The sequence below is a fragment of the Curtobacterium sp. L3-7 genome (assembly GCF_048756585.1).
Lineage (GTDB): Bacteria > Actinomycetota > Actinomycetes > Actinomycetales > Microbacteriaceae > Curtobacterium.
On the sequence record NZ_CP151474.1, the window covers coordinates 3,303,013 to 3,323,464 of the forward strand.

The following is a 20,452-nucleotide window of genomic DNA, read 5'->3' on the forward strand; positions in this document are numbered from 1 at the left end:
GGTTGTGCGAGGGCGGATCACACCGGCGCGCGCGGCGGACGGGAGGCTCGGCTCAGCTCTGCCAGTCGATGGCGGCCCGCCCCGTGACGAGTCCACGGATCTCGGCCGCGGCCGCCTGGTGGTCCGGGTGCACCTGGTACTCGTCGAGCCCGGCGAGGTCGTCGAACGTCGCGACCACGGCGACGTCCTGGTTCTTCCCGGGGTAGGCGACGTTCTCGACGACCTGCAGCGTGCGGATCGACGGCACGACGCCGATCAGTCCGTGCAGGAGCGTCCGGATCCGGTCGATGGAGGACGCCCGGTCGAGGTCCTCCCGGAGTGTCCACGAGACGACGTGCTGGATCATGCGGAGGCTCCTGCCTGCTCGAGTGCGCGGACGAGGCGGTCCTCGTCGACGCGCCAGTTGCTGTGGACACGACCGTCGATGAGCACGACGGGGATGTCCTCCGCGTACTCGAGTCGGAGCGCGTCGTCGTCGAGGATCGACGTCTCGGTGAGCGTCACCCCCGGATGCGCTGCGACGACCCGTTCGACGACGGGTCGGGCGTCGTCGCAGAGATGGCATCCGGGCTTGGTGAGGAGCGTCACGGCTGGCATGGGATCAGCGTAGCGCCGCTCGGAGCGTCGTCTCGGCAGTGTCCCCCGGGAACACGAAAGCCCCGGCGAACCGGGGCTTCTGCGGCAAGTCTCGCGACTTACTTCTTGTTGCGACGCTGGTGACGCGTCTTGCGAAGGAGCTTGCGGTGCTTCTTCTTCGCCATGCGCTTGCGACGCTTCTTGATGACAGAACCCATGTGGACCTCGCTCGGACTGATGCTGATGTACGGACACCGGGCCGATGAAGCCGCGGAAAATCAACCTGCCCGATCCTACCGGAGGGCCGCTGTGATGTCGAACGGACGAGTTCGGCAGGACCCGATCGGGTCAGCCGACGTCCGCGATCCCGCCGCGCAGCACCGCTGCGACCGCGGACTCCGGCACCCGGAACGACCGGCCGAACCGGATGGCGGGGAGCTCGCCGGCGTGCACCATGCGGTAGACGGTCATCTTCGACACGCGCATCATCTCGGCGACCTCAGCGACGGTGAGGAAGCGCACGTCGTCGAAACTGCCGGTCATGGTCCGCCTTCGGGTGGGCTCGCGCTCGGTCCCGAGCGCGGGAGTTCATGTGTGACCTGAGTGGTCACTGGTAACTGTAGGGGCGCGTGAGCCCCCGTGTCCAGCATCGTCGAGGTCGCTGGACGGACGGTGCGGAACACCGCACAGCACGCCGTGCCAGACCACCCGGAACGGGTGAGGTCAGTCGTCCTCGCCGCGCTTCGTGAACCGCCGTCGCGAGCTCTCGACGACCCGCTCCCAGCCCTGCTGCGCGCCCGAGAACGCCGCGGTGGCGCGGTACGACGCCTCGGCCATGACGCGCCCGAGCTCGGTGCCGACCTCGACCGTCGCCTTGCCGGCCGCGCCGTTCCGACGGACCGAGACGGGCTGTCCGTCGAGGGTCCACGCCGTGGTCGCGGGGGTGCCGTCGGCGTCGACCGCTCCGGTGAACGGCACGACCCACTCCTCGATGTGCAGGAGCGGTTCGGGGTCGAGCCGGTAGTACCGGTGCTGCCCTTCTTCACGACTCGTGACGAGCCCGATGTCGCGGAGGACACGCAGGTGCTTCGAGACGGTGGGCTGGCTGACCCCGAGCTTCTCGACGAGCTGACCGACGCTGAGCTCTCCGCCGGTCGCGTCGGCGCCGTAGGCCGAGAGGAGCGCCCCGAGGAGTTCCCGCCGCGTCGGGTCCGCGACCACGCTGAAGATGTCGGCCATGGGGAAAGGCTAACCGGCCCGGCGCAGATGTACCATGCGATGCGTCCCGCCCATGTCCCCGGAGGCATACGATGCTCGACCGCACGGAGCCGCCGTCCGTCTCAGCGAGCCCTGCCCGGCGACGCGCCTCCCGGATCGGGACCGTGCTCCGTTCCTCGCCGTCGCGCCTCGCGATCATGGTGTTCGTCGCGCTCATCCTCGTGTTCACGTTCCTGTTCATGACGCCGATCGCCGCCGCCGATCGCCAGTCGACGCACTTCGCGGACGCGCTCTTCACCGCGGCGTCGGTCGTCTGCGTGACCGGGCTGTCCACCGTCGACATGGCCACGCACTGGTCGGTGTTCGGCAAGACGCTCGTGGTGATCGGGACGCAGATCGGTGCGGTCGGGGTGCTGACGTTCGCGTCGATCCTCGGGCTGTTCGTGACCAGGAAGCTCGGGCTCCGCGCGAAGCTCATGGCGGCAGGCGACTCGAACCCGCTGCGGACGCACCACGGTGCCGTCCCGGAGGGGCAGGCCGTCCGGCTCGGTGAGGTCGGCACGCTGCTCGCGACGGTCGCGGTGAGCACCCTGTCGATCGAGATCGCGCTGGGGCTCCTGCTCCTGCCGTCGGTGCTCATCGCCGGCATCCCCTTCTGGACGGCCGTCGGCGACTCCTTCTACTACGCGGCCATGGCGTTCACGAACACCGGGTTCTCGCCGAACGCCAGCGGCCTCGACCCGTTCGCGCACGACTACTGGTTCCTCTCGCTGCTGATGGTCGGCGTCGTCGCCGGCTCGATCGGCTTCCCGGTGATCCGCGCACTCACGAAGCAGCTCCGCACGCCGCGGAGGTGGCCGATCCACGTCAAGCTCACCCTGGCCACCAGCGCCGTGCTGCTCGTCGGCGGGGCGATCGTCTACATCGCGCTGGAGGCCTCGAACCCGACCACGTTCGGTGAGGAGGGTGCCGGCCGCACCGCGTTCCAGGCGCTCTTCCTGTCGACGATGACCCGGTCAGGCGGCTTCTCGCTCGTCGACTTCGACCAGCTCAACGGTTCGAGCCTGCTCGTCACCGACATGCTCATGTTCATCGGCGGCGGCTCGGCATCGACCGCTGGTGGCATCAAGGTCACGACGCTCGCGGTCCTGTTCCTCGCGGCGGTCGCCGAGGCGCGTGGCCGGCAGAGCATGGAGGCGTTCGGCCGACGGATCCCGAGCGACGTGCTCCGCGTCGCCGTGGCCGTCGTGCTGTGGGGCGCCACGATCGTCGCCGTCGCCACGGTCGTGCTGCTGCAGATCACGCACGAGTCCCTGGACCGGGTGCTGTTCGAGGTGATCTCGGCCTTCGCCACGTGCGGCCTGTCATCAGGGGTCTCCGCCGACCTGCCGGAGTCCGGCAAGTACGTCCTCGCGGCCACGATGTTCCTCGGTCGTGTCGGTACAGTGACCATCGCCGCAGCACTGGCCGCCAGCCAGAGCCGGCAACTGTTCCGCCGCCCAGAGGAGAGGCCGATCGTTGGCTGACCGAACCCACCAGCAGCACCCGCTCGGTGCCGTCAGCCACGACGCCCCGGTGCTCGTCATCGGTCTCGGCCGCTTCGGCGCCGCCACCGCCGGGCAGCTCGAACGGCAGGACCGCGAGGTCCTCGTCGTGGACACGGACGCCGGGCTCGTCCAGAAGTGGTCGGACCGCGTCACGCACGCGGTCCAGGCCGACGCGACGGACATCGACGCGCTCCGGCAGATCGGCGCGCAGGACTTCCCGATCGCGGTCGTCGGGACCGGCAGCGACCTGGAGTCGAGCGTCCTCATCACCGCGAACCTCGTGGACCTCGGCATCCCCCAGATCTGGGCGAAGGCGATCAGCCGCTCGCACGGCACGATCCTGTCCCGCATCGGCGCGAACCACGTCGTCTACCCGGAACGCGAGGCCGGCGAGCGCACGGCGCACCTCGTCTCCGGTCGGATGCTCGACTTCATCGAGTTCGACGACGACTTCGCGGTCGTCAAGATGTTCCCGCCGCGCGCGGTCCGGGGGAAGGACCTCGGCACCACCGCGATCCGGACGCGGTTCGGACTGACGGTGCTCGGCATCAAGCCGCCTGGTGAGGCCTTCGTGCCGGCGACGCCGGACAGCGTCATCGGCGAGCACGACGTGATCATCGTGTCTGGGTCGACGACGGCCTTGGAACGCTTCGCAGCCCTGGAATAGGGCGGAGACGGACGGGAGGCTCGGTGCGGGCCCGCACCGAGCCTCCCGTCCGTCTCCTGGTTCCGTCTAGAGCTTCGACAGTTCCTCGGCGCGCGCGATCGCCGCGTCCGCGGCACGGCGGAGCGTGTCCGCCAGATCCGCCTCCTGCAGCACCGCGACAGCGCGCTCGGTGGTGCCCTTCGGGCTCGTCACCGCGCGCCGGAGCTCCGACGGCGCCTTGGCGGACCGCTCGAGCAGCTCGACCGCGCCGCGGACGGTCCCCTGCACCATCGTCTCCGCCTGCTGGGGCGTGAAGCCGAGCGACTCGGCGGCGCGCTGCCACTCCTCGATGAACAGGAACACGTACGCGGGACCGGAGCCGGACACCGCCGACAGGGCGTCGAGCTCGTCCTCCGGCACCTCGATGACCGAGCCGGACACGTCGAAGAGGCTCGAGGCGAGCGCGACGGCCTCCGCGTCGGCCGACGCACCAGCGCTGATCCCGGTGACGCCGTGACCGACGCCGATGGGGGTGTTCGGGAGGGCACGGACGACCCGCACGGTGTCGGGGACCCTCGCCTCCATCGCGCTCGTCGTCACACCGACGGCGACGCTCACGACCACGGCACCCGGCTCGAGGTCGCCGGCGATCTCGTCGAGGACGTCGCCGATCGCGAACGGCTTCACGCCGAGCACGACGAGTGCCGCGCCGCGGACGGCCGCGCGGTTCGCGTCGGCGTCGGTGTCGCTCGCGTGGGCGTCGAGTCCGCGCTCCCGGTGGGCGGCGGCGGACGACTCGGACTTCGTCGTCACGACCACGGTGTCCGGGGACAGTCCGGCGGCGAGGAGCCCGTCGAGGACCGCGCCGGACATGGATCCGACGCCGACGAGGGCGGTGCGAGGGAGTTCGATCGTCATGCCCAGACCCTACCGATCGACCGGCTGCGTAGGATCGTGCAGCAGATCAGGAGACAGGGGTCACAGTGAGCGCTTCCGGAGGCAACCGGGCCATCTTCGCCGCACTCGGCGCGAACGTCGGCATCGCGATCGTGAAGTTCGTCGCCGCGGCGATCAGCGGGTCGGCATCGATGCTCGCGGAGGGCGTGCACTCGCTCGCCGACTCGGCGAACCAGCTCCTGCTGCTCCTCGGCGGACGACGCGCCCGGCGTGCTGCGGACGAGGAACACCCCTTCGGGTACGGACGCGAGCGCTACGTGTACGCGTTCGTCGTCTCCATCGTGCTCTTCTCCGTCGGTGGCGTGTTCTCCCTGTACGAGGGCATCGAGAAGCTGCAGCACCCGCACCCACTCGAGAACTGGTGGCTGCCGCTGGTGGTGCTCGTCATCGCGATCGGGCTCGAGGGCTTCTCGCTCCGGACCGCGCTCAAGGAGGCGAAGCCGCACAAGGGCGCGCTGTCGTGGGTCCAGTACGTCCGCCGGGCCAAGGCTCCTGAGCTGCCCGTCGTCATGCTGGAGGACACCGCGGCGCTCTGCGGCCTCGTGTTCGCGTTCTTCGGCGTCGGGCTGACGGTGCTCACCGGCAACGGGGTGTTCGACGCCATCGGCACGATCCTCATCGCGGTGCTGCTCATCGCGGTCGCGCTCGTGCTCGGCGTGGAGACGAAGAGCCTGCTCGTCGGCGAGGGTGCGACGGCCGCCGACGTCCAGCGCATCAAGGCCGCGGTGCTCGACGGCCCCGAGGTCGAGTCGATCATCCACATCAAGACCCTGTACCTCGGTCCGGACGAGCTGATGGTCGGCGTGAAGGTCGCCGTCGACGGGGACCGCCGGCTCGGTGACGTCGCCGCCGGCATCGACACGGTCGAACAGCGGGTCCGCGCGGCCGTGCCGATCGCGCGGGTCATCTACGTCGAGCCGGACGTGCTCCGCACCGGTCCGCGTCCGCCCACCGAGGCGATCGTCATCAGGGCAGCCGACTGAGGTTCCCCTTCGTGGCGGAGCCGTCGGGCGGTCCGCCACGATGGAGCCATGTCGGTGCTCTTCAACGTCCTGCTCGTCCTGCACTTCATCGGCCTCGCGGCCGTGATCGGCGCGTTCCTGGTGCAGATGCGCCGCAAGGGCGGCTTCCAGACGTTCTGGGTGATCACCGGTCTCGTCACGCAGCTCGTGACCGGCCTCGGGATGATGGGCATCATCGACGCGACGAGTGACGGCGGGGCGAACCACGCCAAGCTCGGCGTCAAGCTCGTCATCGCCGCCGTGGCGCTCGTCCTTGCGTTCGTCGCTCGTGCACGCCAGAGGCGGGCTGACGCCGGGACAGCGAAGGCGAAGGCGGCGCTGCCGTTCTTCCACTCGGCCGGTGCGCTCGCGATCGTCAACGTGCTCATCGCGGTGCTCTGGAAGTAGCGCGTCAGCGGCGCTGCTGGAAGAAGTCGTCGAGCAGCGCCGCGCACTCCGCCTCGAGGACACCGGCGACGACCTCGGACCGGTGCGGCAGACGACGGTCCCTGGCGATGTCGTAGACGCTGCCGGACGCCCCCGCCTTCGGGTCCCACGCGCCGAAGACGATCCGCGGCACGCGCGCGGCGAGGATCGCACCGGCGCACATCGGACACGGCTCGAGCGTCACGACCAGGGTGTGCCGTTCCAGGTGCCAGTCCCCCGTCGCGCGTGCGGCTGCCCGGAGCGCGAGCACCTCGGCGTGCGCCGTCGGGTCCTGCGTGGCCTCGCGCTCGTTGCGCCCGGTCGCGACCACCGCGCCGTGCTCGTCGAGCACCACGGCGCCGACGGGGACGTCCGCCGTCGCCAGACACGCCCTGGCCTCCTCGAGCGCGCGTTCCATCGCGGCGAGGTACGGGCGGGCTGCCGGCTCTTCCACGGGACCTCCTGGCGGTTGGCGGCACGGTAGGCTCGACCCTATGCGAGTCCACGTCGCCGACCACCCGCTCATCACCCACAAGCTCTCGGTGCTCCGCGACCGGACCACACCCTCCCCGACGTTCCGGGCGCTGACCGAGGAGCTCGTGACGCTCCTCGCGTACGAAGCCACGCGCAACGTCCGGGTCACGGCGACCCCGATCTCGACCCCGGTGGCACAGACGATGGGCGTCTCCATCGCCAAGCCCCGCCCGTTGGTCGTCCCGATCCTGCGTGCCGGGCTCGGCATGCTCGAGGGCATGGTCAAGCTCGTCCCCACCGCAGAGGTCGGCTTCCTCGGCATGGCGCGCAACGAGGAGACCCTCGAGCCGCAGACCTACGCCGAGCGCCTGCCCGACGACCTCACGGGCCGGCAGTGCTTCGTGCTCGACCCGATGCTCGCGACCGGTGGCACCCTCGCCGCGGCGATCGACTTCCTCTTCGCCCGCGGGGCCGAATCCGTCACCTGCGTGTGCATCCTCGGCGCCCCGGAGGGTCTGAAGGCCGTCGAGGACGCCGTCGCCGACCGCGACGTCACCATCGTGCTGGGCGCGCTCGACGAGCGGCTCGACGAGAACGGCTACATCATCCCGGGACTCGGCGACGCCGGCGACCGTCTCTACGGCCTGGCCGAGTAGCGCCAGGCAGGGCGGACCGTCCACTCGGACGGTTGACAGCGGGTTGGTATACCGCCGATACTCATGGACATGACTGCAACCGTGTCCACCCGCGTCTTCTCCAAGGCGTGCTCCTCCGCAGGGGCAGTGGGGACCGCCGGCACGATGATGCCGGCGATGGCCGTCATGCGTTGTCGAATGTGTGCCTGATCGGTACTCGTTCCAGCCGGATCCCCCGCGACACCACCCCGGTCGCGAGCGAGTGATCCCCAGGTGACGACCACCGACGACGCGCACGTTCGTCGCGAGGTCGATCACCACTCCCCCCGGGTCCGCCCCGGTCCGCAGCAGGACCGCAGGGCGCATCGACGCTCCGTCGATCGGCACAGCCGTACCCGGGCCGACGCATTCGACACCTTCATCGCCCGGAGAACCACCATGTCGCTCACCATCGCCCAGCCTCGCACCTCGCTCCGCACCGCCGCCCCGGCGCCGGTCGACCTCGGCACGGTCACGCCGATCCGCCCCCGCCGTGGCGCCGTCCAGCCGGAGGCCACGACCATCCCGACGAGCCCCGTTGTCGCCCCGCAGCGCAACCGCGCCCTTCCAGAGGGCACCGAGGCCCGCGGCTTCGCGCTCTACGTCGGCATCGACGAGGAGAAGGCCGCAGCCGCCGGGACCACGCTGGCTGCAGTCGTGGAACAGCTCAAGGCGCTGACCGCGCAGCTGGTCCCCACCGCCGAGACCTACGCCGCAGTCGCCGTCGCCGCCGAGAACTCCGGCGGACGCGACGTCGACGTCGTCCGCCTGGCGCTGCAGGACCGTTCGGCCGTCGCCGCCCGCAAGCAGGCCGAGAAGCCCGAGCCCGAGGAGACCGGCGTCGTCATCGACATCTCCCGGAAGCGCGTCGTGCTCGACGGTGAAGCCGCTCCCCTGACGTACAAGGAGTTCGAGCTGCTGCAGTTCCTCGTCCTCCGCGAGGGACGCACCGTCGACCGCTCGGCGATCATCGAGGGGCTCTGGTCGGACGGCGAGGACGAGACCCCGAACGAGCGCACGATCGACGTGCACGTGCGGCGCCTCCGGTCGAAGCTCGGCGCGTTCGAGGAGATCGTCCGCACGGTCCGTGGCGTCGGCTACCGGTTCGACCGCCACGCGGACGTCGCCGTGCGCTACGCGTCGACCCCGTCGCCCGACCTCTTCTGAGCCATCGGGGCGCGCACACCCGACGCTTGTGCCCCTCTTGGTGAACTCGCAGCGAACGACGGCTCTTCCGGCTGGCGCCCGTTACCGCTTCGTTATACAGTCGTTCGTGCAGACGGTGTTTGCTGTGGCAGCGTCTGCGGAATGTGATTGCAGGACACTCTTGGTGCAAGGGAGAGGGCCGGTCGCTCGATGAGCGACCGGCCCTCGTGCATCTGTCGGAAGCGCACGTCGGGAGCGCATGTCGGAAGCGCATGTCCGGCTCCCGGTGTCGGATGCCGTCGGTAGGCTGGAGGACCACCGGACAGAGGGAGTGACAGCGTGAACGACAAGGCGCGCGTCAGCGACAAGGCGACCGCCGTGGCCGCATGGGAAGCGCTGTTCCGCGCCCAGGTCACGGTGATGCGGAACCTCAACTCCGAGTTCCCCGGCGGGGAGATCTCCTTCAACGAGTACGACGTCTGCTTCAACCTCTCCACGCAGCCCGGACGCCGCTGCCGGATGCGCGACCTCACCGGGCACCTGCTCCTGACGCAGCCGAGCGTCAGCCGTCTCGTCGACCGGCTCACCGCACGCGGCATCGTCGAGAAGCAGCCGGACCCGACCGATGCACGCGGTGTCATCGTGGCCCTCACGCCGCTCGGGTTCGACGTCTACCGTGCCGTGGCCGTCCAGCACGCAGCGAGCATCGCCGCCCAGGTCGGCGCCGGGCTCACGGAGTCGGAGCAGCGGACGCTGACAGACCTCTGCACCAAGTTGCGCGTCGCCTCGGCGGACGCCCCACCTGCCCGACGCATCGACCGGGCCCTGCCCCAGACCGATCCGGCCACGGTGTGACGGGCGCGATCGTCTGGCTCCGCGACGACCTGCGTCTCGCGGACAACCCCGCCCTGCGCGCCGGGATCGACCACGGCGGACACGTCACGGTGGTCTACGTCCTCGACGCCGAGAGCCCCGGCGTCCGCGCGATCGGTGCCGCCGCTCGGTGGTGGCTGCACCACTCGCTCGCCGCGCTCGACGCCGAGTTGCACGACCGCGGCTCACGGCTGGTGCTCCGCCGAGGAGCGGCCGCTGACACGATCGACGAGCTCGTCGCGGACACCGGAGCAGAGGCGGTCTACTGGAACCGCCGCTACGGGGCTGCCGAGCGAGAGATCGACGCCGGCATCAAGTCGTCGCTGACCGACCGCGGGATCGAGGCGCACAGCTTCGCGGCGAACCTGCTCTGGGAACCGTGGACCGTGCTCACCGGGCAGGGCGAGCCGTTCAAGGTCTTCACGCCGTTCTGGAACGCAGCGCAGGCGATGCCGGAGCCGCGGCACCCGCTGCCGAAGCCACGCGACCTCCCGTCGCCGGCACGTGCGACGGGCGACTCCCTCGGCGACTGGGACCTCCTGCCGACCACGCCTGACTGGGCAGGCGGGCTCCGCGACACGTGGGAGCCCGGCGAGCAGGGTGCCGCACGCCGGCTGGAGCACTTCGTCGACCACGCGCTCGAGGACTACGACCAGCGCGACGAGCCCTCGATGGACGCCACGAGCGGACTGTCCCCGCACCTGCGCTGGGGCGAGATCAGCCCGTACCAGGTGTGGCACCGACTGCACGAGCGACTCGAGCCAGACCAGCGCAAGCAGGCACCCGGGTTCCTCCGGCAGCTCGCGTGGCGCGAGTTCAACTGGAACGAGTACTTCCACTGCGACGACATCGCGACGGTCAACGTCCGACGCGAGTTCGACGCGTTCCCGTGGCGACGTGCATCCGCATCGGAACTCGAACGCTGGCAGCAGGGCAGGACCGGGATCGACCTCGTCGACGCCGGGATGCGCGAGCTCTGGCACACCGGTGCGATGCACAACCGGATGCGCCTGGTGACCGCGAGCTTCCTCGTGAAGAACCTCCTGGTCGACTGGCGTGTCGGCGAGCAGTGGTTCTGGGACACCCTGGTGGACGCCGACGCCGCGAACAACCCCGGCAACTGGCAGTGGGTCGCCGGCTCCGGGTTCGACGCCGCACCGTACTTCCGCGTCTTCAACCCCGAGCGCCAGCTCGAACGGTTCGACCCGCACCGGGAGTACGTGCGGCGGTGGGTCCCGTCGGACGAAGACCGTCCCGAGCCGATGGTCGACCTCAAGGAGACCAGGAAGCGGGCGCTCGACGCCTACGACAGGATGCGGCACGCATGACGATCGACTCCGCCACGATCGACTCCGCCACGATCGAGCAGATCGACGCGCTGTTCCGCGACCGGGTCGAGCGCGGCGTCGCGCCGAGCTCCGTGTGGGGCGTGTTCGACGCGGACGGACTCGTGGCCTCCGGTGGACACGGTGACCGCGGGGACGGTGCCGCGCCGGACGCCGACACGGTCTACCGGATCGCGTCCTGCACGAAGAGCGTCACGGCCGCCACGCTCCTCGGCCTGGTCGCTGACGGCCTGGTCTCCCTCGACGCACCGATCACCGACTTCGTCCCGGCGTTCGCCGACGTGCGGCTCCCGACACCGGACTCCCCCGTCCCCACGCTCCGGATGCTGCTGACCATGTCGGCCGGGTTCCCCACCGACGATCCGTGGGGCGACCGGCAAGAGCCCATCTCCGACGACGAGCTCGACGCGGTGCTCCGCGCGGGCCTGTTGTTCGACTCCGTCCCCGGCACCGGCTTCGCGTACTCGAACCTCGGCTACGCCCTGCTCGGCCGCGCGATCGCCGTCGTGGCCGGTCGCCCGTTCACCCAGGTCGCCTCGGACGCCGTCCTCCGCCCGCTCGGTCTGGACGACACCGTCTTCGCCGCTGCCGACGCCCGCCGGTTCGTCGTGGTCGGGGCTCGGCCACACGACGGGTCGTGGGAACCCCTCCCCCTCTCCGGCCCTGGTGCCTTCTCACCGATCGGTGGGCTCTTCTCGACCGTCACCGACTTGTCGCGGTGGGCGCGGCACCTGTCGTCGGCGTTCACCCCGATCCGCACCGGTGACGCCGCCGAGGCCGGGCCGGTCTCCCCCGCCGATCGCCGACTCATGCAGCAGGCGATGCGGCAGATCCCCCGAAGCGCGTTCCCGGGTGCGAAGCGTCCGATCGGCTACGGCTTCGGACTGTTCGTCGAGCACGACGACGACCACGGCTCGATCGTCTCCCACTCCGGCGGCTACCCGGGCTTCTCGGCGCACATGCGGTGGTCCGCGCAGACCGGCCTCGGTGTCGTCGCCTTCGAGAACGCGACCCAGGCGAAGGTCTCCGTCCCGACCGAGACCGCGCACGATCTGCTGCTCGCGGCGGGGGCCGCCACGGCGGGTACCACCCACCGGTCACCCGTGACGGTGCTCCCGGAGACGCGAGCCGCGCAGGGTGCCGTGTCGCGCCTCCTGTCCGACTGGAGCGACGACCTGGCAGACGCGATCTGCACCCCGAACGTCGCGCTGGACGTGCCGTACGATCGCCGGCGCTCGGCGATCGCCGAGGCCGTCCGCACCGTCGGCGCCGACCTGTCGGCGGCGGCGGTGGCGGAGCAGTCGTCCGCGCTGACGCACCTCCGCTGGTGGTTGCCGGCGACGAACGGCCGACTCCGTGTGGAGATCCGGCTGGCGCCGCTCGCCGCAGGACTCGTCCAGACCCTGATCTGCACGGCTGAGCCCGCCGAACGCTGACGGGCAGCAACCGCCGAACGTCGGCCAGCCGCGCCCGGACCGCCCAGGCCGCGGCCGACGGGCCACTCGGTCACACCGGCGGGCGGCCCCCGACGAACCCGACGGCGCGAGCGGCGACGCGGGTGCCCTCCCGTGCGGCCGCCCCGACGCGGACCGGATCAGTCGCCCATGCGCGGATGAACCCGGCCGCGAACGCGTCACCGGCCCCGATCCCGTCGACCACCGTGGCCGGAGTCGCCGGGACCCGCTGCGGGGTGCGCCCGGGACGCCCGACCAGCACGCCGTCGACTCCGAGCGTCACGACGACCAGCGGGACGTGGCGGGTGAGCACCCGAACGGCGTCTTCCGGCTCGTCCGCCCCGGTGAGTTCGAGCGCCTCGGCTCGATTCGGGACGATGAGGTCCACGCCGCGCACCGCCGCGAGGAACGCGGGACCGCCGACCAGGCGCACGGCCGCGATCGAGGACGGGTCGAGCGAGACCCGCGCGGCGCCCGTCCGCGCCCGGGCGACGAGGTCCACGAGGCGGTCGGTCCCGCCGGACCCGAGCATCGCCTCTCCTGTCAGGTGGACGATGTCGGCACGTGCGACGAGTTCGATCGGCACGTCGGCGGCGGACAGCAGCGCGCTCGCGGCTCCGTCCGTCATCGACGTCCGGCCGCGCTGTCCCCGCACCGAGACGAGCGCACCGGTCGACGTCCGCGCGTCGTACCGGATGTGCGGTCGGACGCCGGCGTCCTCGAGCGCGCGCTCGTGTCGGTAGACGTCGTCGACGCCGACCCGACCCACCATGTCGACCTCGGCACCGAGCCACCCGAGCCACGTCGCGGTCGTGCCGGCAGCTCCCGCGGGGCGGTGTCGGATCACTGCAGCGGGGTCGTGGTCGCCGATCGCCGCTGCCCGGGTCTGGACGAGCACGCCGTCGAGCAGGTCCCCCACCACCAGGAACCGCTTCCCGACGCCACGACGGCGCCCACCGACCCGGCCTCCACCGCTGGCCCTGGAGGCGCTCGGAGCGGCCGCGGAGGGCTCGGGCAGTGATGACATCGCCCTCAGTGTACGTGAAGGCGAGCAAATCTCCACTTTGAGGGCGTTCACCTTGCGGGTGTCATCACATCTCTCAGCCCGATGTCGGACTCTGCCGCTAATATACCCGTGAGTCGCATTCCAGCGACACGCCGAGACCATCGCCGGAGACGACATGCCGCGCAAGCCAGACCCGACCCTGAAGCCCGCCATCGTGCGCAAGGTCGCGCAGCACCTGCAGGACACCAAGATCGAAGACGTGTCCGTGCGCAGCCTCGGGCGCGTGCTCGGCACCAGCGCGTACCCGATCGTCTACCACTTCGGGACGCGCGAGGCCCTGATCGGCGCGGTGGTGGAGCACCTCGCGGCAGCGACGGCCGACATCGCGCTCGACCCGGACGCCGACGATCTCGCACTCACGTCCTACCTGGTGCAGGTGTTCGGCGGCCTCGACGACCCGGAGCGGTCCCTGGCCGCGCGGCTCACCTTCGAGCTCGGCGCCGTCGAGTCGCTCGACGGCCGCGACCGCGAGCGAACGGTGCACCGCGCGCAGATCGTGTCGATCGCCGACTGGTGCCGTGCGCACGGCTACGGGGAACACGATGCCGACCGTGCGGCCCAGGCGGCAGTGCTCCTCGCGCGCGGCATCCAGTGGGGTGCGATCGTGGACCGCGAACACGCCGATCCCGACAACGCCCTCCGCGACCTCGCGCACAAGCTCGTCGCCGGCGCGACCCTCACCTCGGCCTGACGCGACCCATGACGGACGGGAGGCACGGTGCCAGCTGGCACCGTGCCTCCCGTCCGTTCTGCCGTCAGATCAGAGCGTGACGAAGCGCTGCGACTTCGCGTTCGCGAAGCGAGCCGCGACGTTCTCCCAGTCGACGATGTTCCACACGGCCTTGACGTAGTCGGCCTTGACGTTGAGGTAGTCGAGGTAGAAGGCGTGCTCCCACATGTCGAGCATGAAGATCGGGACGAGACCGAGGGGCACGTTCGCCTGCTGGTCGAACAGCTGGAACGTCGTCAGCTTCTGGCCGACGGTGTCCCAGGCCAGCACGGACCAGCCGGAGCCCTGGATGCCGGTCGCGACGGCGGTGAACTGGGCCTGGAACTTCTCGAAGGAGCCGAAGAACTCGTCGATGGCCGCGGCGAGCTCGCCCTCCGGGACCTTCGTGTCCGGGCCGAGGTTGGTCCAGAAGATCGAGTGGTTGACGTGACCGCCGAGGTTGAAGGCGAGGTCCTTCTCGAGCTTGTTGATCGCCCCGAGGTTGCCCGACTCGCGCGCTTCCGCGATCTGCTCGAGCGCGGTGTTCGCACCCGTGACGTAGGTCTGGTGGTGCTTGTCGTGGTGCAGCTGCATGATCTTGCCGCTGATGTGCGGCTCGAGTGCGGCGTAGTCGTACGGCAGCTCCGGCAGGGTGTACTCAGCCATGTGAGTTCCTTTCGATCAGTGGATGGGCGGATGGTGCTCCGCGGCTCACGAGAGCCGGGAACGATCGGTGAGGGAGTGGAATTCCCGGTTGTGGTAGACGAGCGGCTCGCCCCGTTCGTCCCCGATGACGATGTCGAGCACCTCGGCGACGACGACGGTCGAACTGCCGATCGGCGTCGTGGACAGCGGTCGGCACCGCAGTGCGGAGGCGGCGGAGGGCAGGTACCGGTCACCCGACGGGAGTGTCCCCCAGATCGGGTCGTCGGCCGCAGGGCTGCCGGTGGACGCGAAGCGCCTCGCGAGGGCGACGCCGTGCGAGTCCATGAGGTGGACCACGAACACCGGAGCCCCGAGGACGGCGCCGGCCGAGCCCGAGTTCGTCGAGAGCGAGAACACCAGGACGGGCGGGTCGATCGCCACGCTCGCGACGCTGGACGCGGTGAGGCCGGTCGGTCCGTCCGGCCCCTCGGCGGTGATGACGGCGACACCGGCGGGATGGCCACGGAAGGCCGACTTGTAGGCGTCCGCGATGTTCGACGGCACGGCGTTCGCCGGTGTTGCTTCGGGCATGGGAGTCGTTGGTTCGTTCCTCGTTCGGATCGGCGTGGCTCACCCCTCGGCGGCCATGTCCCAACGTATGACCTCAACCAAGGTTGAGGTCAACGATTCCCAGGTTCCACGTATCCCGGGCGCGCCGTCACGCCGTCGTCCACGCTCGGAGCCGCATCGAGGGGGCGACGCAGGGCGACGCCGTCAGCGGCGGCGGAGCATCACGACGGCACCGGCAGCGGCGACGACCATCAGCACCGCGGCGACGCCGGCCGTGATCGTGACGCCGGAGTCGAACGCCGCCCGCGCCGACTCGAGGAGCACCTGCCCCGCCGACCCGCCGAGGTCCGCAGCCGCCGACACCGCTCCGCCGAGGGTCTCCTGCGCCGCGACGTGCGCCGACGAGGACAGCCCGTCGGGGACGACGACGTGTGCCCGGTAGGTCGTCGCGAGGATCGTCCCGAGCACCGCCGTCCCGAGCACCGCACCGATCTCGTACGCGGTCTCGGAGAGCGCCGACGCGGCACCGGCCTTGTCCGCGGGCGCCGTGGAGATGATGAGGTCGTTCGTGACCGTCTCCGATGCGCCGATCCCGATGCCCAGCAGCACGAACGCGAAGGCCAGCGCGACGATCGACGCGTGGTGCCCGAGCACGGCGACCATCGCGTACGCGGCCGCCGAGAACAGCAGCGCGACGGCGACGACCCACCGCGGGGCCACCCGTCCGACGATCGGCACGACGACGAGCCCTGCGACGATCGTGAGCACGGAGCCCGGGATGAGCACGACACCGGACGTGAAGGGGTCGAGCCCGGCGACGAGCTGCAGGTGCTGGGCGATGAAGAACAGGAATCCGGTCAGCGAGAACATCGCGGCCATGTTCATCAGCACGCTGCCGGTGAACGCCGTGCTGCGGAACAGCCGGAGGTCGAGCATCGGCGTCCGGGAACGCAGCTGCCGGCGGACGAACGCGATGCCGCACAGCACCCCGACGCCGAGCATCGCGATCGCGAGCCCGCGTTCCTCGACGTGCACGACGGACTTGATGGCCCAGGCGATCGGCGCGAGCGTGCCGAGCGACAGCAGCATGCTGAGGACGTCGACGGGACCGGGGTTGCGATCCTTCGACTCCGGCACCCAGAACGCCACGCCGACGAGCATCAGCACGAGGATCGGCACCGCGACGAGGAACACGCTCCCCCAGTGGAAGTGCGCGAGCAGCGCCCCACCGACGAGCGGACCGAGCGCGTTGCCCGCGGCGAACATCGTCGACCACACGGCGAGGGCCATCCGTCGCTCGGTCCCGTCGGTGAACACGTTGCGGATGATCGACAGCGTGGCCGGCATGAGCATGGCACCGAACACGCCCATCGCGACGCGCGCGGCGACGAGCATCCAGGCGTCGGTGGCGAACGCGGCAGCGACGGACATCGCCGCGAAGCCGGAGGCGCCGATGACCAGGATGCGTCGGCGGCCGATGCGGTCGCCGACACTGCCCATCACGACGAGGAGGCCGGCGAGGACGAGCGGGTAGGCGTCGACGATCCAGAGCTGCGTGGTGGCGTCCGGGTCCAGCGCGCGCGAGATCGACGGCAGGGCGAAGCTCAGGATGGTGTTGTCGACCGAGATCAGCAGGACCGGCAGCATGAGCACGGCGAGCGCCAGGAACCGTCGCGGGCGGCTGGTGGTGACCCGCGTGGCGATGGGACTGGTGAGGAGTGCGGACATGGTGGTGCTCCACGGACTTCGAGGGTGGTGCCCCGGGCGCGGAAGTCGTCACGCAGCCCGGCAAGACCCCTCTACTGTACCGTCTGGACGGGTATGTTGCAAATACAACTAAAGGGCGGACTGGAGGCTTATGGCGGGCCCGCCACGAGCCTCCAGTCCGCCTGGAGGTCCCTCCGGACCTACGCCGACTCGCGGAGCAGCAACCGGTGGCGCACGCTGCGCTGCACCGCGGCACCGGAGCGCGGCAGGTCCCCCGCGAGCATGCCGAGGGCGAGGTCGAGCGCCTCGCGCGCGACCGCGTCGAGGTCGACCGCGAGCGTCGTGAGCGTCGGTGACACGAGCCCGCCGAGCGGGAGCCCGTCCACACCGACCACGCGGACGTCGCCGGGGACGTCGACGCCCGCACGGCGGCACGCCTGCAGCACGCCGAGGGCCATCACGTCGTTGAAGGCGATGATCGCGTCGAGCCGGCGCTTCCGACCGAGGATCCGCACGGTCTCCTCCGCCCCGCACTCGGCCGTGCCGTGCCGTGCGTGGACCACCTCCGGCAGGTAGCCGCGTCGACGCAGGGCGTCCAGCATGAGCACGCCTCGGACGCTCGTGTCGTCCGGCGAGGAGTTGTCGAGCACCACGGGATGCCGCACCCCGGTGGCGACGAGGTGGTCGGCGAGCACCTCGATCCCGTCGGCGGGGTCGATCCACACCGCGGCGGTCGGCGGGTCGGACGAGGGGTCCAGCTCGACCATCGGGACCGATCCGAGCAGGTCGTTCCAGCGCTCGCGACGGGAGCCGAAGTACCCGATGACCACGTCCGTCTGCGCGCCGAGCGCCGTCACCATGCGGTCGGGGTCGCTCGCCAGGTCGACGTCGGCGAGCATGACGTTCCACCCCTGCTCGGCGGCGAGCTGGAACACCGACGCGGCGAGCTGCGGCGTGTACGGGTTCCTGAGGTCGTTCACCACGAGGCCGAGCTGGTGGTCCCCACCCGTGACGAGCCCGCGGCCGAAGCGGGACGGCCGGTAGTGGAGCTGCTCGGCGACGGCGAGCACCCGCTCCTTCGTCGCCGCGCTGATCCCGGACATGCCGTTCATCGCCCGCGTGACCGTCTGCCGGGACACCCCGGCGGCCGCGGCGACGTCGATGATCGTCGCGCGGCCGCCGGGTGCTGGGACCGGTTCGGTGGCGTCGGTCAGTCGCGGAGGTCCAGCCATGCCACCTGTTCAGGAGTGAGGTCGACGGAGAGGCCGGTCATGGACGACCGGGCTTCCGCGATCGTACGCGGTCCGAAGAGCGGGAACGTCGGGAACGGCTGGTTCAGGACGTACGCGAGCGCGATCGCGGTCGCGGGTACCCCGAACTGCTCGCCGAGCTCGCGGGCGCGACGCAGTCGCTCGAAGTTCTCGTCCGAGTAGTAGCAGCGCACGAGCTCGGCATCACTGGTGTCCTCGGGCGTCGCGCGTCCGGTGAAGAACCCACGGGCCTGGGACGACCACGGCAGCAGGGGCACCTGGCGCTCCGCCAGCCACTCCTTCGACGCGGCATCGGTCGCGTGGCGGCAGCCGGCCCACGGCACGTCGTACGCCTCGGCGAGCCCGAAGTGGTTGCTGAGCACCTCGAACTCGTGCTTGCCGTTCGCGCGGGCGTAGGCGTTCGCCTCGTCGAAGCGGGCGAGGCTCCAGTTCGAGCCGCCGTACACGCGGATGCGGCCGGCGCGACGGTGCTCGTCGAGGACGTCCACGAACTCCCCGACGGGGATGTCCTCGTTGTCGCGGTGCATCATGTAGATGTCGGCGTAGTCGGTGCCCTGGCGCTCGAGGCTCTCGAGCAGCTGTCGGCTGAGGGACTCGGGGTCGCAGTACGGCGTGTGCGCGCCCTTCGTGATGACGACCACGTCCTCGCGGATCCCCCGGTTCTGGATCCACTTGCCGAGTCGGCCCTCGAGCACGCCCCCGCCGTAGATGTACCCGGTGTCGAAGACGTTGCCGCCCTGCTCGACGAAGAGGTCGAAGATCGCGCTGGCGTGTGCCAGGTCCGGCTGGTTGTCGACGCCCATCACCAGGCGCGACAGGCGCTTGCCGACGCCGGGGATCTCGCCGTACTGCATCGGGTTGTCCGCCTGCACGGTCAGCGGGCGGCCGCTCACGGTGGGGATGTCGGCGGTCTCGGCCTCGAACGGGTAGCGCAGGCCGATCGCCGCGCGCCACTTGTCCAGGGTCCTGGCGGTGGCGAGGGACTCGTCGAGCGTGTACTCGGGGGCATCGACGCGTCCGGCGGCCAGGGCAGCGGTGGTCGCGTCGGCCTCGAGCGCGTACGGCTTCGCGCCGCCGAACGACAGGGTCCTGGGGTCCTCGTCGACGGTGCGGATCTCGATCGTCGGGTCCTCGCCGAGGGTCCACGGGTCGGTCAGCGTGATCTTCCCGCTCGTGCCGTGGATCGTCACCGCGTTGTCGTCCTGCACGCGGACGCCGGTGCGGACGTCGGCGGTGATGCCGCCGCGGTAGGTGAGCTGCGCGGTGGTCCACTCGTCGACCCCGGTCGGGCCGAGCGTCCCCGTCGCGGTGAGCTCGGTCGGCTCGGCGACGGCCACACCGGTCGCGGCCTGCACGATCGCGGCGGCCATCGTCACCGGGTAGCCGCCGACGTCGAGGATGCCGCCACCGGCGGTGTCGACGTCGAACAGCCGGCCGCTGCGGGACCCCGCACGGAACGCGAACGACGCGTCGATGTGCGTGACGTCGCCGATCGCCTTCTGACGAACCAGCTCGAGGAGTGCAGCGGTCTGCGGGTGGAAGCGGTACATGTACGCCTCCACCAGCGGCAACCCGGCCTGACGGGCGGCGTCGGCGAGTGCCATCGCGGTGCCGTGGTTCGGCGCGAGAGGCTTCTCGCAGAGGACGGCCTTGCCCGCGGCGAGCGCCGCGAGGACGAGCCTTGCGTGCCCGGTGTGCACGGTGGAGACGTAGACGGCGTCCACGCGCGGGTCGGCGAGGACCTCGTCGTACGTCGCCGCGGTGACGTCCGCGAAGCCGTGCTCGACGGCCTCGTCCGCGAACGCCTGCGCCCGCTCGACAGCGGAGCTGCCGGCCGCGACGAGTGTGCCGCCCGCTGCGCTCGCCGACAGCTGGGAGAGGAATCGGCGGGCGATGCCACCAGGGCCGAGGACCGCCCAGCCGGGGGTGTCGTTCGTCGCTGCGGTCGGGGTGCCGGTGGTGGTCGCGGTCTGCGCTGACATGCGGATCCTGTTCGTCTCGTGAACCTTCACGGTCGCGTCGACGCTAACGCGCTCAGCCCGTCGCCGCAATGCAGATGATGCTTGACACGGCGTGTCGGGCAGAGCATGCTCTGAGCCAATTCGTGAGCGTTCACGGTCGATCGCTCACGGACTCCCCGATCTCA

At 70.8% G+C, this 20,452-nt stretch carries 23 protein-coding genes; 10 read left to right on the forward strand and 13 right to left on the reverse strand.

Translation table 11 applies throughout. The features are described 5' to 3' along the window. Window positions 1-52: 52 nt before the first annotated feature. From AAEP80_RS15830 to AAEP80_RS15850, 5 genes are all read right to left on the reverse strand, one after another. On the reverse strand, window positions 53-346 hold the full coding sequence (locus AAEP80_RS15830) for a Dabb family protein (protein WP_281265158.1): 294 nt from the start codon (window positions 344-346) through the stop codon (window positions 53-55). After that, on the reverse strand, window positions 343-597 hold the full coding sequence (locus AAEP80_RS15835; RefSeq protein WP_281265159.1) for a glutaredoxin family protein: 255 nt from the start codon (window positions 595-597) through the stop codon (window positions 343-345). Before AAEP80_RS15835 ends, AAEP80_RS15830 begins: the two co-directional genes overlap by 4 nt. 98 nt (window positions 598-695) lie before the next feature. Next, window positions 696-794, reverse strand: coding sequence for a 30S ribosomal protein bS22 (locus AAEP80_RS15840; RefSeq protein ID WP_003792170.1), 99 nt, complete (start codon window positions 792-794; stop codon window positions 696-698). Window positions 795-924: 130 nt separating this feature from the next. Further along, window positions 925-1,119, reverse strand: coding sequence for a helix-turn-helix domain-containing protein (locus AAEP80_RS15845; RefSeq protein ID WP_281265160.1), 195 nt, complete (start codon window positions 1,117-1,119; stop codon window positions 925-927). 180 nt (window positions 1,120-1,299) lie between these two features. Continuing rightward, on the reverse strand, window positions 1,300-1,815 hold the full coding sequence (locus AAEP80_RS15850; RefSeq protein WP_402729546.1) for an ArsR/SmtB family transcription factor: 516 nt from the start codon (window positions 1,813-1,815) through the stop codon (window positions 1,300-1,302). A gap of 71 nt (window positions 1,816-1,886) precedes the next feature. Here AAEP80_RS15850 and AAEP80_RS15855 point away from each other — a divergent pair, with 71 nt between their 5' ends. Beyond that, window positions 1,887-3,320, forward strand: a complete 1,434-nt coding sequence (locus AAEP80_RS15855) for a TrkH family potassium uptake protein (RefSeq protein WP_420365085.1) — start codon at window positions 1,887-1,889, stop codon at window positions 3,318-3,320. Beyond that, on the forward strand, window positions 3,313-4,008 hold the full coding sequence (locus AAEP80_RS15860) for a potassium channel family protein (RefSeq protein ID WP_413601457.1): 696 nt from the start codon (window positions 3,313-3,315) through the stop codon (window positions 4,006-4,008). The genes AAEP80_RS15855 and AAEP80_RS15860 overlap by 8 nt, the downstream gene beginning before the upstream one ends. A gap of 66 nt (window positions 4,009-4,074) precedes the next feature. Here AAEP80_RS15860 and proC read toward each other — a convergent pair whose 3' ends face one another. After that, window positions 4,075-4,905 carry a pyrroline-5-carboxylate reductase gene (proC, locus tag AAEP80_RS15865; protein WP_420365086.1) on the reverse strand — a complete coding sequence of 277 codons (831 nt, stop codon included), beginning with the start codon at window positions 4,903-4,905 and terminating at the stop codon, window positions 4,075-4,077. A 65-nt stretch (window positions 4,906-4,970) separates the two neighbouring features. Here proC and AAEP80_RS15870 point away from each other — a divergent pair, with 65 nt between their 5' ends. Together AAEP80_RS15870 and AAEP80_RS15875 are read left to right on the forward strand one after the other, a co-directional pair. Continuing rightward, window positions 4,971-5,927, forward strand: a complete 957-nt coding sequence (locus AAEP80_RS15870) for a cation diffusion facilitator family transporter (protein ID WP_402729543.1) — start codon at window positions 4,971-4,973, stop codon at window positions 5,925-5,927. A gap of 48 nt (window positions 5,928-5,975) precedes the next feature. Continuing rightward, window positions 5,976-6,353 (forward strand): hypothetical protein, encoded by a 378-nt coding sequence (locus AAEP80_RS15875; RefSeq protein ID WP_420365087.1) that lies wholly within the window; start codon window positions 5,976-5,978, stop codon window positions 6,351-6,353. A 4-nt stretch (window positions 6,354-6,357) separates the two neighbouring features. Here the strand turns inward: AAEP80_RS15875 and AAEP80_RS15880 are convergent, their stop codons facing one another. Further along, entirely contained in the window at window positions 6,358-6,789 is a 432-nt protein-coding gene (locus AAEP80_RS15880; RefSeq protein ID WP_402729715.1) for a nucleoside deaminase, read from the reverse strand. Window positions 6,790-6,865: 76 nt separating this feature from the next. Here AAEP80_RS15880 and upp point away from each other — a divergent pair, with 76 nt between their 5' ends. The 5 genes from upp (at window position 6,866) to AAEP80_RS15905 (ending at window position 12,320) form a co-directional block, all read left to right on the forward strand. Next, window positions 6,866-7,501 (forward strand): uracil phosphoribosyltransferase, encoded by a 636-nt coding sequence (gene upp, locus AAEP80_RS15885; protein WP_402729541.1) that lies wholly within the window; start codon window positions 6,866-6,868, stop codon window positions 7,499-7,501. A 417-nt stretch (window positions 7,502-7,918) separates the two neighbouring features. After that, on the forward strand, window positions 7,919-8,686 hold the full coding sequence (locus AAEP80_RS15890) for a winged helix-turn-helix domain-containing protein (RefSeq protein ID WP_281265168.1): 768 nt from the start codon (window positions 7,919-7,921) through the stop codon (window positions 8,684-8,686). 318 nt (window positions 8,687-9,004) lie between these two features. After that, window positions 9,005-9,520 (forward strand): MarR family winged helix-turn-helix transcriptional regulator, encoded by a 516-nt coding sequence (locus AAEP80_RS15895; protein ID WP_420365088.1) that lies wholly within the window; start codon window positions 9,005-9,007, stop codon window positions 9,518-9,520. Next, window positions 9,517-10,866, forward strand: a complete 1,350-nt coding sequence (locus tag AAEP80_RS15900; protein WP_420365089.1) for a cryptochrome/photolyase family protein — start codon at window positions 9,517-9,519, stop codon at window positions 10,864-10,866. Before AAEP80_RS15895 ends, AAEP80_RS15900 begins: the two co-directional genes overlap by 4 nt. Further along, complete coding sequence (locus tag AAEP80_RS15905) at window positions 10,863-12,320, forward strand: serine hydrolase domain-containing protein (protein WP_420365090.1); 1,458 nt, start codon at window positions 10,863-10,865, stop codon at window positions 12,318-12,320. Before AAEP80_RS15900 ends, AAEP80_RS15905 begins: the two co-directional genes overlap by 4 nt. Window positions 12,321-12,390: 70 nt before the next feature. Here AAEP80_RS15905 and AAEP80_RS15910 read toward each other — a convergent pair whose 3' ends face one another. Next, window positions 12,391-13,365: a carbohydrate kinase family protein gene (locus AAEP80_RS15910; RefSeq protein WP_420365091.1), complete on the reverse strand. Its 975-nt coding sequence runs from the start codon at window positions 13,363-13,365 to the stop codon at window positions 12,391-12,393. Between the two features lie 154 nt (window positions 13,366-13,519). On the opposite strand from AAEP80_RS15910, the gene AAEP80_RS15915 reads away from it, so the two are divergent. Then, entirely contained in the window at window positions 13,520-14,095 is a 576-nt protein-coding gene (locus AAEP80_RS15915; protein WP_420365092.1) for a hypothetical protein, read from the forward strand. A gap of 69 nt (window positions 14,096-14,164) precedes the next feature. Here the strand turns inward: AAEP80_RS15915 and AAEP80_RS15920 are convergent, their stop codons facing one another. From AAEP80_RS15920 to AAEP80_RS15940, 5 genes are all read right to left on the reverse strand, one after another. Further along, window positions 14,165-14,779 carry a superoxide dismutase gene (locus AAEP80_RS15920; RefSeq protein ID WP_281265174.1) on the reverse strand — a complete coding sequence of 205 codons (615 nt, stop codon included), beginning with the start codon at window positions 14,777-14,779 and terminating at the stop codon, window positions 14,165-14,167. 45 nt (window positions 14,780-14,824) lie between these two features. Then, entirely contained in the window at window positions 14,825-15,349 is a 525-nt protein-coding gene (locus AAEP80_RS15925) for a flavin reductase family protein (protein WP_281265175.1), read from the reverse strand. A 183-nt stretch (window positions 15,350-15,532) separates the two neighbouring features. Continuing rightward, on the reverse strand, window positions 15,533-17,056 hold the full coding sequence (locus AAEP80_RS15930) for an MFS transporter (protein ID WP_413601447.1): 1,524 nt from the start codon (window positions 17,054-17,056) through the stop codon (window positions 15,533-15,535). 179 nt (window positions 17,057-17,235) lie between these two features. Further along, window positions 17,236-18,267: a LacI family DNA-binding transcriptional regulator gene (locus tag AAEP80_RS15935; protein WP_420365093.1), complete on the reverse strand. Its 1,032-nt coding sequence runs from the start codon at window positions 18,265-18,267 to the stop codon at window positions 17,236-17,238. Further along, on the reverse strand, window positions 18,246-20,288 hold the full coding sequence (locus AAEP80_RS15940) for an aldo/keto reductase (RefSeq protein WP_420365094.1): 2,043 nt from the start codon (window positions 20,286-20,288) through the stop codon (window positions 18,246-18,248). The genes AAEP80_RS15935 and AAEP80_RS15940 overlap by 22 nt, the downstream gene beginning before the upstream one ends. Window positions 20,289-20,452 lie beyond the last annotated feature (164 nt).

Excerpts from the sequence above, each read along its gene's own strand:
- AAEP80_RS15830 (WP_281265158.1), bottom strand. The coding sequence starts at position 346 with ATGATCCAGCACGTCGTCTCGTGGACACTCCGGGAGGACCTCGACCGG.
- AAEP80_RS15835 (WP_281265159.1), bottom strand. The coding sequence starts at position 597 with ATGCCAGCCGTGACGCTCCTCACCAAGCCCGGATGCCATCTCTGCGAC.
- AAEP80_RS15840 (WP_003792170.1), bottom strand. The coding sequence starts at position 794 with ATGGGTTCTGTCATCAAGAAGCGTCGCAAGCGCATGGCGAAGAAGAAG.
- AAEP80_RS15845 (WP_281265160.1), bottom strand. The coding sequence starts at position 1,119 with ATGACCGGCAGTTTCGACGACGTGCGCTTCCTCACCGTCGCTGAGGTC.
- AAEP80_RS15850 (WP_402729546.1), bottom strand. The coding sequence starts at position 1,815 with ATGGCCGACATCTTCAGCGTGGTCGCGGACCCGACGCGGCGGGAACTC.
- AAEP80_RS15855 (WP_420365085.1), top strand. The coding sequence starts at position 1,887 with ATGCTCGACCGCACGGAGCCGCCGTCCGTCTCAGCGAGCCCTGCCCGG.
- proC (WP_420365086.1), bottom strand. The coding sequence starts at position 4,905 with ATGACGATCGAACTCCCTCGCACCGCCCTCGTCGGCGTCGGATCCATG.
- AAEP80_RS15875 (WP_420365087.1), top strand. The coding sequence starts at position 5,976 with ATGTCGGTGCTCTTCAACGTCCTGCTCGTCCTGCACTTCATCGGCCTC.
- AAEP80_RS15880 (WP_402729715.1), bottom strand. The coding sequence starts at position 6,789 with ATGGAACGCGCGCTCGAGGAGGCCAGGGCGTGTCTGGCGACGGCGGAC.
- upp (WP_402729541.1), top strand. The coding sequence starts at position 6,866 with ATGCGAGTCCACGTCGCCGACCACCCGCTCATCACCCACAAGCTCTCG.
- AAEP80_RS15890 (WP_281265168.1), top strand. The coding sequence starts at position 7,919 with ATGTCGCTCACCATCGCCCAGCCTCGCACCTCGCTCCGCACCGCCGCC.
- AAEP80_RS15905 (WP_420365090.1), top strand. The coding sequence starts at position 10,863 with ATGACGATCGACTCCGCCACGATCGACTCCGCCACGATCGAGCAGATC.
- AAEP80_RS15910 (WP_420365091.1), bottom strand. The coding sequence starts at position 13,365 with ATGTCATCACTGCCCGAGCCCTCCGCGGCCGCTCCGAGCGCCTCCAGG.
- AAEP80_RS15915 (WP_420365092.1), top strand. The coding sequence starts at position 13,520 with ATGCCGCGCAAGCCAGACCCGACCCTGAAGCCCGCCATCGTGCGCAAG.
- AAEP80_RS15920 (WP_281265174.1), bottom strand. The coding sequence starts at position 14,779 with ATGGCTGAGTACACCCTGCCGGAGCTGCCGTACGACTACGCCGCACTC.
- AAEP80_RS15925 (WP_281265175.1), bottom strand. The coding sequence starts at position 15,349 with ATGCCCGAAGCAACACCGGCGAACGCCGTGCCGTCGAACATCGCGGAC.
- AAEP80_RS15930 (WP_413601447.1), bottom strand. The coding sequence starts at position 17,056 with ATGTCCGCACTCCTCACCAGTCCCATCGCCACGCGGGTCACCACCAGC.
- AAEP80_RS15935 (WP_420365093.1), bottom strand. The coding sequence starts at position 18,267 with ATGGCTGGACCTCCGCGACTGACCGACGCCACCGAACCGGTCCCAGCA.
- AAEP80_RS15940 (WP_420365094.1), bottom strand. The coding sequence starts at position 20,288 with ATGTCAGCGCAGACCGCGACCACCACCGGCACCCCGACCGCAGCGACG.